Below are 15,928 nucleotides of genomic sequence, written 5' to 3' on the forward strand. Positions count from 1 at the left end.
TTCAGCGGGTGAAGCTCTGGGCGTTACCGGCATCGACGTTGACGATGTTTCCGGTGGATTTGGCCGACATATCGGACGCGAGGAAGTAGACCGCCTCGGCGATGTCTTCGGGGAAGACCGAGCGCTTGAGCATGGAGCGCTTGCGGTAGTGCTCTTCCAGTTCGTCCGGCTGCATCGAATAGGCGGCCGCGCGCTGCTCGCGCCATTCCCCGGTCCAGATCTTCGAACCGCGCAGCACGGCGTCGGGATTTACGGTGTTGACGCGGATCTGATGTTCCGCCCCTTCCAGCGCCAGGCATCGCGCCAGATGGATTTCAGCAGCCTTGGCGGTGCAGTAGGCGGCTGCGTTCGGCGAAGCGGCAAGGCCGTTCTTCGAGGCGATGAAGACGACGTTGCCGCCGATCGCCTGCCGCTTGAAAAGCCGGAAGGCCTCGCGCGAAACCAGGAAGTAGCCCTTGGCGAGAATGTCCATGTTGCGGTTCCACATCGACAGTTCGGTGTTTTCGATGGGAGCCGAGGACGAGATGCCGGCATTGGAGACGAGGATGTCGAGGCCGCCGAATTCGACCACCGTCGAGGCGAAGCCGGCGGCGACGTCCTCTTCGCTGGTGACGTCGAGCCTGATGGACCGGACGAAGTCCTTGCCGAACGCCGTGCCGAGCTCGCCGTTCGCGACCTCCAGCGCCGTCGCGTCGATATCCGCAAGCACCACGCAGGCGCCTTCGCGCAGGAGGCGGATCGCCGTCGCCTTGCCGATGCCGCCGGCGCCGCCGGTCACCAGCGCGACACGGCCGGCGAGCGATTTCGGCTTGGGCATGCGTTGCAGCTTGGCTTCCTCGAGCAGCCAGTATTCGATGTCGAACGCCTCCTGCTCCGGCAGGCCGACATAGTCGGACACCGCCGAAGCGCCGCGCATGACATTGATCGCGTTGACGTAGAACTCGCCTGCGATGCGGGCGGTCGCCTTGTCGGCGGCGAAGGTGAGCATGCCGATGCCGGGTATCAGGTAGACGACGGCGTTGGGATCGCGCACGGCGGGCGAATTGCCGTGCCGGCAACGGTCGTAATAGGCCTGATAGTCCGCCCGGTACGCAGCCACGTCGTCGGCCAGCCGCGCCGCGACGGCTTCGACATCCGGCCTGGCCGGGTCGAAGTCGATCACCAGCGGCCTGATCTTGGTGCGCAGGAAATGGTCGGGACAGGAGGTGCCGAGCGCCGCCAGCGGGCGCAGCTTTTCGGAATTGACGAATTCCAGCACCGCCTCGGAATCGTCGAAGTGGCCGACCTTGCTGATCGCGCCGGAAATCATGCCGCGAATCTTCGGCATCAGGCGGGCGGCGACGGCGCGCCGCTCCTGCGGCGCCAGCGCCTTGACGGCGGCTCCGCCGAAGGCCGGCTTGCCGCTGGTCTGCCCGTCGAACCATTCGATCGCCGCATTGATCGTGTCGATCGTGGTCCGGTAGCATTCTTCTGGCGTGTCGCCCCAGGTGAACAGGCCGTGGCTCTCCAACACGACGCCCTTGGCCTTCGGATTCTCCTTGCAGAATTTCTCCAGCCACAGGCCGAGCTCGTAGCCCGGCCGCCGCCAGGGCAGCCAGCCGATCGCATCGCCGAAGACGGTCTTCGTCAGCGCCCTGGAGTCCTTCGCCGCGGCGATGGCGATGATGGCATCGGGATGCATGTGATCGACGAACGGCTTCGGCACATAGGCGTGCAGCGGCGTGTCGATGGAGGCGGCGCGAGGGTTGAGGTTGAAGGTGCAGTGCGGCAGGTAGCCGACCATCTCGTCCTCGTGGTCGGGTCCGCGATAGAGCCCCTTCAGCGCCCGCAGCTTGTCCATGTAGAGCGTGGCGAAACCGTCCAGCTTGATGGAGGCGCTGTCGCCGCCGGACCCCTTGACCCACAGGACTTCCACCATCTCCCCAGTCAGCGGGTCCTTCTGCATGATCTTCGAGGACGTGTTGCCGCCGCCGTAATTGGTGACCCGCTTGTCGGAACCCAAAAGGTTCGAGCGGTACACCAGACGCTCGGGCTCGCTCATGGCGGCCGCCTTCTTCTCATCCCACAGGTTGGCGAGCAGCGCTGAACGTTTGTCGGGCATGATTGGACCTCCGGATGGCGCCGTGCGCCCTCGCTCTATTCAGAAGCATGCGTGCAAAAAGTCAATCATCAAAAGATGGAAATAGCTCATTTTGCAGCGCAATGTAATCGTATTGCATTGCAAAATGATTGAAGTCTCTCAAAACAGGCTTGCCAATGACGCCAGATTGCGTAACTTGGATCAGGGCTGGGAGGATTGCCGGCCAAGGAGGATAATTTGAACGATTTGGCCCGCCAGCGGCAGATCGTCGAGCTTTTGCGGGATCGCCCTTTCGCATCGGTTCGCGAGTTGCAGGAGCGCCTCGGCGTCTCCGCCGCGACGGTGCGCCGCGACATCGACAAGATCGACGAGTCCGGTGATGCGCGGAAGGTCTATGGCGGCGTATCCGCGCTGGAGACGTCCGGCGCCGTCTTCGCCCGCCCCTATGACGAGAACCGCGATCTCGCGGTCGAGGCGAAGCGGCAGATCGCCGATCTCGCCGCCACGATGGTGAAGGACGGCGACGCCGTTATCGTCAACGGCGGCTCGACCTGCTTCCATCTCGGCGTCAAGCTCGCCGACCGCAACATCCGCCTGTTCACCAATTCGATGCCGCTGGCGGCCTATCTCGGCGAGAACGGTTCGTGCAGCCTGACCGTGGCCGGCGGCGACCTGCACCGCGAGCCACGGGTGATTTATTCCTCCTCGGCGCCAACGGCTTTCTACGGCTCCAAGTTCTTTCTCGGCGCGCAAGGCATCAGTGCCGAGGGCCTGCTCGAATCCCATCCGCTGATGGTCCGCTCGATCCAGGAACTGAGCCAGACGGCGGACCAGATCGTCGTGCTGGCCGACAGCCGCAAATTCTCGATCCACGCCCGCAACGTCGCGCTGCCGCTCGCGCGGGTCGGCACGCTGATCACCGACGACGGTCTCAGCGACGCTGCCGCCCGCATGCTGGAAAGCGCCGGCGTCGCCGTGAGAATTGCCGGAGGGGCGCCATGAGCGGTGCGCTGGCGGTCTTCGATCTCGGCAAGACGAATTCCAAGCTGTTCGTCTTTTCGCGCGACGGAGCCGTCCTCGACGAGCGCCGCACCAAGCCCGTCTGGCTGACACATCGCGGCAGGAGCGTGCTCGATGCCGAGCGGCTCGAAGCCTGGATGCGGGCGGAACTGGCCGGCGCAGTCGAGCGGCACGGCGTCGAGGCCGTCATCGTCTCCGCCCATGGCTGTACCTTCGCGCTGGTCTGCGGCGACGACGACCTCAGGCATCCGATCCTCGACTACGAACAGGAAATCCCGCCCTCCGTCGCCTCCGAGATCGATCCGCAACTGCCGGACTTTTCCGAAACCTTCACCCCGCGCCTGCCGCTCGGTTTCTGCATCACCCGCCACATCTACTGGCTGCAGAAGGAAGAGCCCGAAGCCTTTGCCGGCGCCGACACCATCTTGTGCTATCCGCAATATTGGGGCTGGCGGCTGACCGGCCGCAAACTGTCGGAATATTCCTACCTCGGCGCGCACACGCAGGCCTGGGCGCCGCTGAAGCGCGACTACAGTTCCCTTGTCCATAAGCTCGGCTGGCGCCATCTGTTTCCGGAAATCGCCCCCGCCGGAGCGGTGGTCGGTAGCGTGACCGTGCCGCTTGCCGACGGAACGGCGCGCGAACTTGCCGTGCATAACGGCGTGCATGATTCCAACGCGGCACTCGCCTACTACCGCATGACGGGCCTTTCCGGCTTTACCCTTGTGTCGACCGGCACCTGGGTCATCCTCATCAACCTCGACTGCCCGCTGTCGGCGCTCCAGCAGGAGCGCGACATGATCTCCAACGTCACGGTGCGGGGCGAACCGGCGCCGTCGCTGCGGTTCATGGGCGGGCGCGAATACGACGACATCGCCGGGGGCTGGAACAAGCCGATCGGTCCGGCCGCCGTCGAAGCTGTGATACGGCACGGCGTCTACGCCATGCCGTCGTGGACCGCCGGCGGCCCCTTCCCCGAAACAACCGGAGAAATCGTCGGCGGCGAGGTCAGCGGCGAGGAGCGCGCGGCGGTCGCGGCACTCTATGTGGTGATGATGACCGACTTCTCGCTGGATCTCATCCGCTCCGACAATACGGTGATCGTCGATGGCGGGCTCGCCCGCATCGATCTTTTTGGCGCAATGCTGGCGCAGCTGCGGCCGGCGCAGCGCTTCGTGCGCTCGGCCATGAGCGAAGGTTCGGCGACCGGAGCTGCGGCGCTCGCCTTCGACGCGCTCGGCCATCATCCCTTCAAGGATGAAACGCAGGCTATCACGGCCAGCGCCATCGCCGGGCTCGAAGCCTATCGCGACGCCTGGCGCGCGCGGGCCGAGGCGCGCCGCGACGACGCCCGCCGAAATGCGAAGGGAGCCAGGGCATGAGCGCGGACACGCCTTTCGTCACGCTCTCCGGCGTTTCCAAGGCCTTTGCCGGCGTGAAGGTGCTGAAGGACGTGAGCTTCGACGTGCGGGCGGGCGAGGTCCATGCGCTGCTCGGCGAGAACGGCGCCGGAAAATCGACGCTGATCAAGATCCTGTCCGGGCTCTATACGCCGGACGGCGGCACGATCACGGTCGACGGGCGGCAGATGAAACTGACCTCGCCGCGCGATGCAACCGCTGCCGGCATCGCCACCGTCTATCAGGAACTGCTACTGTTCCCCGAATTGTCGGTCGCCGAAAACATCTTCCTCGGCCACTATCCCCGCACCTCTTCGGGCGCCATCGACTGGAGCGCCGTGCGCAGCCGCGCCCGCGACCTGCTCGACCAGCTCGACACCCGCGAACTGGACGTCGACACCAAGGTGCTCACGCTTTCCGTCGCGCAGCGGCAAAGGGTGGAGATCGCCAAGGCGCTCTCGCGCGACGCCAAGATCCTCATCATGGACGAGCCGACGGCCTCGCTGGTCGAAGCCGACGTGCAACGGCTGATGGGGATCGTGCGCCAGTTGCGCGAACGCGGCGTCGGCATCGTCTATGTCAGCCACCGCCTGCCCGAAATCTTTGCGCTGGCCGACCGCGTCACCGTGCTGCGCGACGGCGCGCATGTGGCGACCAGGGACATCGGCGAGGTGGACGAGCGCCAGCTTGTCTCCCTCATGGTCGGCCGGCCGATCGACAGCCTGTTCCCGAAGGTCGAAGCGGCGATCGGCGACACGGTCCTTCAGGTCGACGGGCTGAACCGGGGCCGGCAGGTGCGCGACATCTCGTTTTCGCTGCGCAAGGGCGAGATCCTCGGCATCGCCGGGCTGGTCGGCAGCGGCCGCACCGAACTGGCGCTGACGCTGTTCGGCATGACGCCCGCCACGTCCGGAACGGTTGTGCTCGACGGTAAGCCGGTGGCGATCCGCTCGCCGCGGCAGGCGCGCGACCTCGGCATCGCATACGTTCCCGAGGACCGAGGCCTGCAAGGCCTCGTCAAGCCGATGGCGATCCGCAAGAACATCTCGATGGCGACCATCGACCGGCTGTCCTCCGGGATCTTCATCCGCGCGGCCCAGGAGGCCAGACGAGCGACGGAAGCGGTCAAGCGGCTCGGCGTGCGCTGCCGCAGCATCGGTCAGCCGGTCGGCGAACTGTCCGGCGGCAACCAGCAAAAGGTCGTCATCGCCAAATGGCTGGAAACCAGCCCCAAGGTGTTGATCCTCGACGAACCGACGCGTGGCGTCGATGTCGGCGCCAAGGCCGAAATCCACACCATCATGGGCGAACTGGTCAGGCAGGGCGTGGCGATCCTGATGATCTCGTCCGAATTGCCCGAGGTGCTGGGCATGAGCGACCGCGTGCTTGTCATGGCGGGCGGGCGCATCATGGAGGAACTGAGCCGCGAAGAGGCGACGCCCGAGCGGGTCGGAGCCGCCATGACCGCGCACAAGGAGGCCGCGTGATGGCGATGAGCGGCGTCGACCTGCCTCCCGTGCGACCGCAGACCAGCCTGCAGCGGCCGGGCTTCCTGCGCCGGCTTATGGCCGACTACGGCCAGGAACTCATCGTACTGTTGGCCATCGTGGTGCTGTTCGTCGCGGTGACAGCCGTCAATCCGCGATTCATCTCGGCCAACAACCTGACGTCGATCTTTTCCGGCAACGCCTATATCGCCGTCGCCGCGATCGGCATGGCGATGGTCATCATCACCGGCAACATCGACGTCTCGATCGGCGCACTGATCGGCGTGCTGGCGACGATCTCCGGCACGCTGGCGGTCGCCGGCTATCCGATCTGGGTCGCCTGGTTCTTCCCCGTCCTGGTCGGCATGGCGATCAACGGGCTGATCGGCATCCTGGTCGCCTATTTCCGCATTCCCTCCATCGTGGTGACGCTCGGTGCCCTGTCGATCCTGCGCGGAGGGCTGATCTCGGTCACCGGCGGGACCTGGATCAGCGACCTGCCGCCGGCCTTCCTGATCGCCCAGCAGAAATGGCTCGGCCTGCCGGTGCCGCTGGTCGCGATGATCGTGCTGACCGTGCTTGCCGCGCTGTGGATGCGCTACTCGGCCTTCGGCCGTTCTCTCTATGCGGTCGGCGGCAACCCGGAGGCGGCCGTCGCCACCGGTATTCCGATCGAGCGCCGCATCGTCGCGGTCTTCATCCTGAACGGCTTCTTCGCCGGGCTGGCGACGATCCTGTTCGCCACCCAGTTGCAGGTTATCCAGTCGACCGTGCCGCCGAACCTGGAACTCACCATCATCATGGCCGCCGTCATCGGCGGCGTGTCGATCCTGGGCGGATCGGGCACTGTGATCGGCTCGACGCTGGCGGCGATCCTGTTCGCCACCATCGGCTCGGCGCTGATCTTCGTCAACGTCTCGGCCTACTGGCTGCGCGCGGTGATCGGCCTGCTGATCCTGGCGACGGTGCTGGCCGACATGCTGCGCCGCCGGCGGACCGTGTAGGAGCCGGCGATGACGCTTCGATCCTTCATCCGCCACGAGACGTTCCTGGCCATCCTGCTGGTGCTGGCGCTGTTCGTTCTGTCATGGCAGTCGGACAGGTTCTTCACCGTCGCCAACCTGTTGAACCAGGGCCGGCTGATGACCGAGACCGGCCTGATCGCCATTGCCATGACCTTCGTCATCGCCACCGGCGGCATCGACCTTTCGGTCGGCTCGATCCTCGGCCTGACGGCGATCCTGACCGGCGTATTCTGGAAGAACCTCGGCGTGCCGCTGCCGGCCGCAGCAGTGGCGGCGATCGCCGTCGGCACCTTCGCCGGCTACGTCAACGGCCTCATCATCACCCGTTTCCGGGTTCCGGCACTGATCGCCACGCTGGCGACGCTGGCGCTCTATCGCGGACTTGCCGAAGGCGTCAGCCAGGCGCGCTCGGTGCGCGGCTATCCGGACTGGTTCTACGTGCTCGGCCAGGGCGAGGTGCTGGGCGTGCCCACCCAGCTCTGGATCCTGCTGATCGCGGCGGTCGTCGCGGCCGTCATCCTGGCCTATACGCGCTGGGGCCGCACCACCTACGCCATCGGCTCGAACGAAGTGGCGGCGCGCTTTTCCGGCCTTTCGGTCGAAGGCACGAAACTCGCGCTCTACACGATGTCGGGATTCGCCGCCGCCGTCGCCGCCGTCATCTTCGTCTCGCGCGTCTCGACGACGCGCTCGGACATGGGCTCCGGCATCGAACTCGACGCCATCACGGCGGTGGTGCTGGGCGGCACGTCTATCTTCGGCGGGCGAGGCACGGTGCTCGGCACGGTGCTCGGGCTGTGCCTGATCCAGGCGCTGAAGAACGGCCTGTCGCTGGCGGGCGTCAAAGGCGACGGTACGATCATGTTGATCGGCATCGTGCTTATCCTGGCGGTCCTCGCCAGCGCGATCTTCGAGAGGAGCGGCACTCGATAAATGGGAGAAGACCGTCCTTCACTGCCGCTCATCAGTGTCCGGACGATTATTTGGAGGATGAAATGCACAAAATCGTACTTTCCGCGCTTCTTGCCTTGTCATTCTCGACAAGCCTGAGCCACGCCCAATCCGCCTGGACGGGCGGCGACGACCTGCCGACCAACCCGCTCGCCTGCGACGCCACGCCCGCGACCGCCGAGGCGAAGCCCTACGACGGCGGCCAGCCGACCAACCCGCCCGACCGCAAGGGCAAGACACTGACCGTGGTGGACGTGCCCAAGCTCGTCGGCATCGGCTATTTCAACGCGACGTCGAAGGGCATCGCCGACGCCGCCAAGGAAATGGGCACGATGAACGCCAAGACCGACGGTCCGAGCAAAGCCAACATCGACGACCAGATCACGCTGATCGACAACTACATCACCAGCGGCGTCGACGGCATCCTGTTCGCCGCCAACGATCCCGTCGCCATCTCGCCGGTGCTGAAGAAGGCGCTTGCGGCCGGCATCAACGTCGTCGGCTACGACGCCAATTCGGAGCCAGACGCGCGCCAGTGGTTCGTCAACCAGGCCGAGTTCAACGGCATAGCCAAGGCGATGGTCGATTCCATGGCCTCCGAGATCGGCGAGGAAGGCTCCTTCGCCATCGTCACCTCCACCTTCACCACGCCCAACCAGGCGCGCTGGATTTCGGAGATGGCGGCCTACCAGGCGAAATGCCATCCGAAGATGAAGTGGCTTGAGACGGTCGAGGCGCAGGAAGACAACATCCTGTCGTTCAACCAGTCGAACACGCTCATCAACAAATATGGCGATGAGCTGAAGGGCATCTTCGGCATGACCTCGGTGGCGACGCCGGCGGCAGCCGACGCGGTGACACAGGCCAAGAAGTGCGGCAGCGTCGCCGTCGTCGGCCTGGCCACGCCGAATGCGATGAAGCCCTACGTCTCGGCGGGCTGCGTCAAGTCCGTGGTGCTGTGGAACCCGGTCGACCTCGGCTATGCCGCCGCCTACGTGCTGCGGGCCGCCGCCGACGGCACGCTGGCGCCCGGCGCGACCTCGGTCAAGGCCGGCAAGCTCGGCGACCTGTCAGTGATCAACGGCTCGGAAATCCTGCTCGGCGCGCCGTTCGTCTTCACCAAGGACAACATCAACGATTTCGACTTCTAGGTCGAAGCGGGAGGCGCGCCAGCGCCTCCCGCCCCTTTTCTCTCGTGCCCCGAAAACTCACGACCGAACCATGACAAGCGCACCCGATACCGCCGACCTGCAAGCCGAAATGGCGGCGTTGCGCGCCTTCTCGGCGGCCGTCGGCTCCGACCCGTCGCTGACGCAGGCCGCCGGCGGCAACACCTCCATCAAGGACGGCGACACGCTCTGGATCAAGGCATCCGGGACATGGCTGGCGCACGCGCTGGAGCGCGACATCATGGTGCCGGTGGAAATGATGCCGCTGCTCGCGGCGGTCGAAGCCGACGACCCAGCCGCCGAACAGGCGCATCGCTTCACCATCGCCGCACGCAACCCTTCGGGCCTCAGGCCGTCGATCGAGACGACCGTGCATGCGCTGATGCGGCAGCGCGTCGTCGCCCATGTGCATTGCGTCGACACCATCGCGCTGGCGGTCCGCACCGACGCGGTTGCCGAACTCGGCCAACGCCTCGATAGCTTCAACTGGGCCTATGTGCCGTATCACCGGCCCGGCCTGCCGCTGGCGAAGGGAATTGCGCTGCACCGCGCGCAACGCCCCGACGTGCTGATCCTCGGCAACCACGGCCTTGTCGTCGCCGCGGAAAGCGTCGCCGAAGCGGAAGCGCTGCTGCGGACGGTCAAGCAGCGCCTGAGGCAGGACGCACGGCCCACACCGCCGGCCGATACGGAACGGCTTTCGCAACTGGCCGCTGGCGGCTACCGCTTGCCGACCAGCGACGCAGCCCATGCGGTTGCCCTCGATCCCACTGCCACGAAGATCGCGGCTGGCGGCAGCCTCTACCCCGACCACGTCATCTTCCTCGGCGTCGGCTCGGCCGTCGCGCAACCGGGCGAAACGCCCGCCGATGTCCAGAGCAGGATCGAATCGGCACCGGCTTCCATCCTGTTTCCGGGCCTCGGCGTGTTGATGCGCGAGGATGCCAGCGCCGGCGCCGATGCCATGGCGCGCTGCCTCGCCGACGTCACCACGCGCATCCCGAAAGGCGCGCCACTGCGCTATCTGAGCGAAGACGAGAATCACGAGCTGACCAACTGGGACGCCGAAAAATACCGTCAGAAACTCGACGCTGCGGCGGCGAAGCGATGACGACGGACCTCGTCATCGGCATCGATGTCGGCACCTCCGGCGTGCGGGCGGTGGCGATGGACGCCGCCGAACGGCTCGCCGGGCAAGGCGCTTGCGCAATGGATGCGGCGGGACCCGATCCGCGCCATCCGCAGACATGGCTGCGCGCCGTGGAACTCGCGCTGACGGAACTGCTCGGCACGATTTCCCGCCATGCGGTGCGGGCGCTCGCCGTGGACGGGACCTCCGGCACCACCCTTCCCGTCGATGCGGCCGGCACTCCGCTGAACGCCCCGCTGATGTACAACGACGCCGTTCCCGATACCGCGATCGTCGAGCGCATCGCATCGATCGTCCCGGCGGAGTCGGCGGCGAACGGCCCGACCTCCGGCCTCGCCAAGGCGCTTCACCATCAACCGGTGCGCGGCCTGAAGCGTGTGCTGCATCAGGCCGACTGGATCATGGGCCAGTTCACCGGCCGCTTCGACACGACCGACGAAAACAATGCGCTCAAGACGGGCTACGATCCTATCGGCGCGCTCTGGCCGGACTGGATGGCGGCGACAGGGCTCGATATGGCGCTGCTGCCCCGCGTCGTCGCGGCCGGCGCGCCCGTCGGCCGCATTTCCCGGCTGGCAGCCGACCGGTTCGGCCTGCCGGTCGATACGCTGGTGGTGGCGGGAACGACGGACGGCTGCGCCTCCTTCCTGGCGACGGGGGCGAGCGCGCTGGGCGACGGCGTCACGGCGCTCGGCTCGACGCTGACGCTCAAGCTTTTGTCGGACAGACCGATCTTCGCCCCGGCTTACGGCATCTACAGCCATCGCATCCTCGGCATGTGGCTGGCCGGCGGCGCCTCCAACAGCGGCGGCAAGGTTCTGGGGCAATTCTTCGACACCAACCGCATCCGCGCCCTCAGCGCCGAAATCGATCCCGAGACCGACACCGGGCTCGACTACTATCCGCTGCTTAAGCCCGGCGAGCGTTTTCCGATAGCCGATCCGGTCTATCCGCCTCGGCTCACGCCGCGCCCGGAAAGCGACGCAACCTTCCTGCAAGGAATGCTGGAAGGCATCGCGGCCATCGAGGCGCTTGGCTACCGCCGGCTGGCCGAACTCGGTGCGCCACAACTGAAATCGATGCGCAGCGTCGGTGGCGGCGCGGCAAACGCCGCCTGGACTCACATCAGGCAGCGCAGGCTCGGCGTTCCCTTCCTCGACGCCCGGTCGCAGGAAGCGGCGGCCGGCACCGCGCGGCTTGCCCTGGCCGGCGCGCGTGCGGCGGGCCTTCTGGCATGACCGCGCCCATCGCTCTTTCCGGCATCGGCGCCCTGGCCGACCGTTTCGATGTCTTCTTCATCGACCAGTTCGGCGTGCTGCACGACGGCACGGCCCCCTATCCGGGCGCAGTCGACGCGCTCGCACGGCTGACGGCATCGGGCAAGACGACCGCGCTGTTGTCGAATTCCGGCAAGCGGTCGGCACCCAACGAGGCGCGGCTGGTCAAGCTCGGTTTTAAGCCGGGAAGCTGGTCGCATTTCCTCTCGTCCGGCGAGGTCGCCTGGCGCCAGCTTGCCGATGCCGGCCAGTCAGGCCGCCGCTGCCTGCTGGTGGCACGCGACGGCGACACGTCGGCGGTCGACGGGCTGCCGCTGCAGCTTGTCGACGACGGCGCGCAGGCGGATGTGGTGCTGTTATCGGCCTCCGAGAGCGACCGCCACGACCTTGCGCACTACCAGAAGCTGCTTGGCCCGGCGGCGCGGCGCGGCGTGCCCTGCCTGTGTACCAATCCCGACAAGATCATGCTGACGCCGTCCGGCCCCAGCTTCGGCGCCGGACGGATCGCCGAACTTTACGCCGAACTCGGCGGGTCGGTGACCTGGATCGGCAAGCCGTTTCCCGAAATCTACACGGCGGCACTGGCGCTGGCCGGGAACCCCGATCCCGCGCGTGTCGTTTGCGTCGGCGACAGCGTCGAGCACGATATCGCCGGCGGCGCCGAAGCCGGTCTGGCGACGGCGCTGGTCGAGACCGGCATCCTGGCGACTAGCCACGAGAACGAGAGACGGCGGCTCTACGAACGATACGGCGTCGTGCCCGGCTTCACCCTGCCGGGATTCTACTGGTGACGAGGACAAGACGATGGAAGCGATGATTGCCGAAGACGGCGTCGCGAAAAGCAACCAAAACCGGGAAAAGGCCATGCGCGCCGACTACGCCGCGCTCGGCGAACAGCTCGACCGGCGCGGCATCGCCATCGACGCCATCCTGAAAAAGGTGGAAGCCTTCGGCGTCGCGGTTCCCTCCTGGGGCGTCGGCACCGGCGGCACCCGCTTCGCCCGCTTCCCCGGCGACGGCGAACCGCGCGACATCTTCGACAAGATCGAGGATTGCGCCGTCATCCAGCAGCTCACGCGCGCCACGCCGACCGTTTCGCTGCACATTCCCTGGGACAGGGCGGACCCGAAGCGGCTGAAGCAGGCGGCCTCGCGCTTCGGGCTGGGGTTCGATGCGATGAATTCCAACACCTTTTCCGACGGCGCGGGGCAAAGCCTGTCCTACAAGTTCGGATCGCTGTCGCACACCGACGCCGCCACGCGCCGCCAGGCGGTCGAGCACAACATCGAATGCATCGAGATCGGCAAGGAACTCGGCTCCAAAGCGCTGACGATCTGGATCGGTGACGGCTCGAACTTTCCCGGCCAGGTGAATTTCGCCCGCGCCTTCGAGCGCTATCTCGAGGCGGTCAAGGCCATCTACGCCGAATTGCCGGACGACTGGCGGCTGTTCACCGAGCACAAGATGTACGAGCCGGCCTTCTATTCGACCGTGGTGCAGGACTGGGGAACCAATTACATCATCGCCAGGGAAACAGGCGAGCGGGCCTATTGCCTGGTCGATCTCGGCCACCATGCGCCGAACGTCAACATCGAGATGATCGTGTCGCGGCTCATCCAGTTCGGCAAGCTGGGCGGCTTCCACTTCAACGATTCCAAATACGGCGACGACGACCTCGACGCCGGCTCGATCGATCCCTACCGCCTGTTCCTCGTCTTCAACGAACTGGTCAATGCGGAGCTTGCGGGAGCGAAAGATTTCCGCCCCGCCCACATGCTCGACCAGAGCCACAACGTCACCGACCCGATCGAAAGCCTGATGCTGTCGGTCGCCGAGGTGCAGCGCGCCTACGCGGCGGCGCTGCTGGTCGACCGCGAAGCGCTCGCCGGCTACCAGCAGGACAACGATGCGCTGATGGCAACGCAGACGCTGAAAACCGCCTTCCGCACCGACGTCGAGCCGATCCTAGCGATGGCGCGCTTCAATCGCGGCGGGGCGATCGATCCCATCGCGGCCTATCGCGCCAGCGGCTATCGCAGGAAGGTGGCCGGCGAGCGGCCGGCCGTCGCCTCGGGCGGTGGCGGCATCGTCTGACGCGCCGCCTGCAAGCGGGTTCGGTTGCCGGCGTCAGGCCTTGCGCGGCCGGGCGACGTCGTTGGAGCCTTCCGCCTCCGGGCCGAGGCCGTAGCTCATGCGCTTCATCTGGTCGATGACGCGTCCCATCTCCTCGTCGGAGAGAACCGGCGGCTCGCCGAGGGTGAGCGCCTGCACATAGATGCGCGACAGCGTCTCCACCTCGATGGCCAGCCAGAGCGCGCCTTCCATGTTGGTGCCGAGCGAAATCTGGCCGTGCTGGCCGAGCAGGCAGGCCTTGCGGTCCTTGAGCGCAGCCAGCGCATTGTCGGACAGCGCCTGCGTGCCGAAGGTGGCGTATTCGGCGCAGCGTATGGTGGTGCCGCCGGCCACGCCGGTCATATAGTGGAAGCTCGGAATGGTCTTGTGATGGCAGGCCAGCGTCGTGGCGTAGACCGAGTGGCAGTGCAGCACCACGTTCATGTCGCCGCGTTCCTTCAGGATGTCGCGGTGGAAACGCCATTCCGACGACGGGCGGCGGCCGACATAGGTGCCGTCGAAGCCCATCTCGACAATATCGTCGGGCGTCATCGTGTCGTAGGGCAATGACGACGGCGTGATGAGGAAGCCGTCGCCGGAGCGTACCGACAGGTTGCCGGCGGTGCCCTGGTTGATGCCGCTGGAATTCATCCGCCGGCAGATCGCCACCATCTCTTCTCGCAAAGCGCGCTCGTCACTCATATCTTCATCCTGTTCGTGGTTGTGTGCCGGTCGCACGGCACGGCTAGATCGGGTCTTGGGTAAGCCGGGCAAGTTCGTAGAGTTTCGCCTGGCGTCGGGACAGGGCCTGCCATGCCGGATAGGCTGCCGGGTCCGGATCGAGTTGGCCCGCCGTGCGGGTCATCGCTGCGGTGGCCGCGGCGAAATCAGCATGCCAGCCGGCGCCGACTGCAGCTGCCATGCCCGCCCCCAACGCCGAAGCTTCGTCCGACAGGCTGCTGACCACCGACAAGCCGGTGGAGTCGGCGAGCATCTTGCGCCACAGGCGGCTGCCGGCACCACCGCCGATGGCGAGGATGCGGTCGGGCTGCAAGCCCATCGACCTCATCTGCTCGAGCGCGCGGGCGAATTCGAGGCTGATCGCTTCCAGCGAGGCGCGATAGAGATGGCGCATGCCGGTCGTCGCGCCCATGCCGGTGAAGGTGGCGCGCGCGTTCTCGTCCCAATGCGGGTCCATGCAGCCGAGCAGGTAGGAGCAGACCATGACGCCTTCGGACCCGATTGGCAGCCGGCTCGCCTCTTCCTCCATCCGGGCGAAGATGGACGGATCCGCCCGTCCTCCCGCAAAGGTGTCGAGCAGCCAGTTGACGAAATAGGCGCCGCCGCGCTGGCAACTTTCCAGAAGATAGCCCTCGCCGGTGGGCGAAACCAGCGTGCGCCAGAAACGGCTGATCTGCGGCGTCGGCGACCACATGCCGCCGACCACGGCCGTGCCGAGGTTGAGATAGACGATGCCGGGGCTGATGGCGCTGACCCCAAGTGCTGCGCAGTGGCCGTCGCCGCCGGCAGCAAACACAGGCGTGCCGGCCCGCAGACCCGTTGCGGCGGCCGCTGAATCGCTCACCGTGCCGATCGCCGAGCCGGGCCGGTGCAGCGCCGGCAGTTTCGTCTCGTCGATGCCGAGCGCGTCGAGGATAGGCTTCGACCATTCCTTAAGCCGGATGTCGAAGATGCCGAACGGGTCCGCGCTGGTCCAGCTGGCAGAGGCGTGGCCAGTCAGCTTCATGGTCAGGAAGTCGTGGACGCTGAAGATCCATCTGGCGCGGTCGAGCAAGTCGGGCTGGTGCTCACGAAAATAGCGCAGCCGATAGACGCAAGGGATCACGTCCACCGGCTTGCCGGATATGGCGTGCAGTTCCTCTCGCCCGACCTCGGAAGCCAGAACGTCGACCATCTCGTGCGCCCGCCCGTCGAGCCACAGTGTCGCCGGCGCCAGCGGCCGCTCGTCGGCGTCGAGCAGCACCATCGTCTCGCGCTGGTTGGAGATGGCAATGCCGTCGATCAGGCCGGGATCGACCTGCCCGGTCACCATGCGCAGGGCGGCCTGGGCGGCGGTCCACCAGTCGTCGGCGTTCTGCTCGGCATGGCGCGGCGCGGGCGTGCTGATGGCATGCGGGGCGCGGCCTTCCGCACGCGGCGTCCCGTCCGCGGTCCAGGCGATCGCCTTGACCGACTGGGTCGATGAATCCATGCCGACAACGTAACGCTCGCCAGGCATGCGGTTCTCCTTCCAAAC

Annotated in this window: 13 protein-coding genes; 10 read left to right on the forward strand and 3 right to left on the reverse strand. The window is 66.4% G+C overall.

Annotation, left to right across the window (positions count from 1 at the left end; genetic code table 11):
• Position 1 precedes the first annotated feature (1 nt).
• On the reverse strand, positions 2-2,101 hold the full coding sequence (locus E6C48_RS14650) for a bifunctional rhamnulose-1-phosphate aldolase/short-chain dehydrogenase (protein WP_136358459.1): 2,100 nt from the start codon (positions 2,099-2,101) through the stop codon (positions 2-4).
• 216 nt (positions 2,102-2,317) lie between these two features.
• Here E6C48_RS14650 and E6C48_RS14655 point away from each other — a divergent pair, with 216 nt between their 5' ends.
• The 10 genes from E6C48_RS14655 (at position 2,318) to rhaI (ending at position 13,653) form a co-directional block, all read left to right on the forward strand.
• Entirely contained in the window at positions 2,318-3,082 is a 765-nt protein-coding gene (locus E6C48_RS14655) for a DeoR/GlpR family DNA-binding transcription regulator (protein WP_136358461.1), read from the forward strand.
• Complete coding sequence (locus E6C48_RS14660; protein ID WP_136358463.1) at positions 3,079-4,482, forward strand: FGGY-family carbohydrate kinase; 1,404 nt, start codon at positions 3,079-3,081, stop codon at positions 4,480-4,482. Before E6C48_RS14655 ends, E6C48_RS14660 begins: the two co-directional genes overlap by 4 nt.
• A complete protein-coding gene (locus E6C48_RS14665) occupies positions 4,479-5,987 on the forward strand; it encodes a sugar ABC transporter ATP-binding protein (protein ID WP_136358465.1) in 1,509 nt (502 codons plus the stop codon). Before E6C48_RS14660 ends, E6C48_RS14665 begins: the two co-directional genes overlap by 4 nt.
• Before the next feature lie 5 nt (positions 5,988-5,992).
• A complete protein-coding gene (locus E6C48_RS14670) occupies positions 5,993-6,991 on the forward strand; it encodes an ABC transporter permease (protein ID WP_136358679.1) in 999 nt (332 codons plus the stop codon).
• 9 nt (positions 6,992-7,000) lie between these two features.
• Positions 7,001-7,945 (forward strand): ABC transporter permease, encoded by a 945-nt coding sequence (locus E6C48_RS14675; protein WP_136358467.1) that lies wholly within the window; start codon positions 7,001-7,003, stop codon positions 7,943-7,945.
• Positions 7,946-8,007: 62 nt separating this feature from the next.
• Positions 8,008-9,114: an autoinducer 2 ABC transporter substrate-binding protein gene (locus E6C48_RS14680; RefSeq protein WP_136358469.1), complete on the forward strand. Its 1,107-nt coding sequence runs from the start codon at positions 8,008-8,010 to the stop codon at positions 9,112-9,114.
• A gap of 70 nt (positions 9,115-9,184) precedes the next feature.
• Positions 9,185-10,243: a class II aldolase/adducin family protein gene (locus tag E6C48_RS14685; protein WP_136358471.1), complete on the forward strand. Its 1,059-nt coding sequence runs from the start codon at positions 9,185-9,187 to the stop codon at positions 10,241-10,243.
• A complete protein-coding gene (locus E6C48_RS14690) occupies positions 10,240-11,520 on the forward strand; it encodes an FGGY-family carbohydrate kinase (protein ID WP_136358473.1) in 1,281 nt (426 codons plus the stop codon). The genes E6C48_RS14685 and E6C48_RS14690 overlap by 4 nt, the downstream gene beginning before the upstream one ends.
• A complete protein-coding gene (locus E6C48_RS14695) occupies positions 11,517-12,350 on the forward strand; it encodes a TIGR01459 family HAD-type hydrolase (RefSeq protein ID WP_136358475.1) in 834 nt (277 codons plus the stop codon). The genes E6C48_RS14690 and E6C48_RS14695 overlap by 4 nt, the downstream gene beginning before the upstream one ends.
• Before the next feature lie 22 nt (positions 12,351-12,372).
• Positions 12,373-13,653, forward strand: a complete 1,281-nt coding sequence (gene rhaI / locus E6C48_RS14700; protein WP_230978789.1) for an L-rhamnose catabolism isomerase — start codon at positions 12,373-12,375, stop codon at positions 13,651-13,653.
• Positions 13,654-13,686: 33 nt separating this feature from the next.
• Here the strand turns inward: rhaI and E6C48_RS14705 are convergent, their stop codons facing one another.
• Positions 13,687-14,373 (reverse strand): class II aldolase/adducin family protein, encoded by a 687-nt coding sequence (locus tag E6C48_RS14705; RefSeq protein WP_136358479.1) that lies wholly within the window; start codon positions 14,371-14,373, stop codon positions 13,687-13,689.
• Between the two features lie 43 nt (positions 14,374-14,416).
• Positions 14,417-15,910, reverse strand: coding sequence for a xylulokinase (locus tag E6C48_RS14710; RefSeq protein WP_136358481.1), 1,494 nt, complete (start codon positions 15,908-15,910; stop codon positions 14,417-14,419).
• Positions 15,911-15,928: the final 18 nt, after the last annotated feature.

Source organism: Ollibium composti, from assembly GCF_004801285.1.
Taxonomy (GTDB): Bacteria; Pseudomonadota; Alphaproteobacteria; order Rhizobiales; family Rhizobiaceae; genus Mesorhizobium; species Mesorhizobium composti.

Bases quoted from the DNA above. Each gene is read 5' to 3' on its own strand.
- E6C48_RS14685 (WP_136358471.1), top strand. From the start codon at position 9,185: ATGACAAGCGCACCCGATACCGCCGACCTGCAAGCCGAAATGGCGGCG.
- E6C48_RS14670 (WP_136358679.1), top strand. From the start codon at position 5,993: ATGAGCGGCGTCGACCTGCCTCCCGTGCGACCGCAGACCAGCCTGCAG.
- E6C48_RS14690 (WP_136358473.1), top strand. From the start codon at position 10,240: ATGACGACGGACCTCGTCATCGGCATCGATGTCGGCACCTCCGGCGTG.
- E6C48_RS14665 (WP_136358465.1), top strand. From the start codon at position 4,479: ATGAGCGCGGACACGCCTTTCGTCACGCTCTCCGGCGTTTCCAAGGCC.
- E6C48_RS14710 (WP_136358481.1), bottom strand. From the start codon at position 15,910: ATGCCTGGCGAGCGTTACGTTGTCGGCATGGATTCATCGACCCAGTCG.
- E6C48_RS14680 (WP_136358469.1), top strand. From the start codon at position 8,008: ATGCACAAAATCGTACTTTCCGCGCTTCTTGCCTTGTCATTCTCGACA.
- E6C48_RS14705 (WP_136358479.1), bottom strand. From the start codon at position 14,373: ATGAGTGACGAGCGCGCTTTGCGAGAAGAGATGGTGGCGATCTGCCGG.
- rhaI (WP_230978789.1), top strand. From the start codon at position 12,373: ATGATTGCCGAAGACGGCGTCGCGAAAAGCAACCAAAACCGGGAAAAG.
- E6C48_RS14675 (WP_136358467.1), top strand. From the start codon at position 7,001: ATGACGCTTCGATCCTTCATCCGCCACGAGACGTTCCTGGCCATCCTG.
- E6C48_RS14650 (WP_136358459.1), bottom strand. From the start codon at position 2,101: ATGCCCGACAAACGTTCAGCGCTGCTCGCCAACCTGTGGGATGAGAAG.
- E6C48_RS14695 (WP_136358475.1), top strand. From the start codon at position 11,517: ATGACCGCGCCCATCGCTCTTTCCGGCATCGGCGCCCTGGCCGACCGT.
- E6C48_RS14660 (WP_136358463.1), top strand. From the start codon at position 3,079: ATGAGCGGTGCGCTGGCGGTCTTCGATCTCGGCAAGACGAATTCCAAG.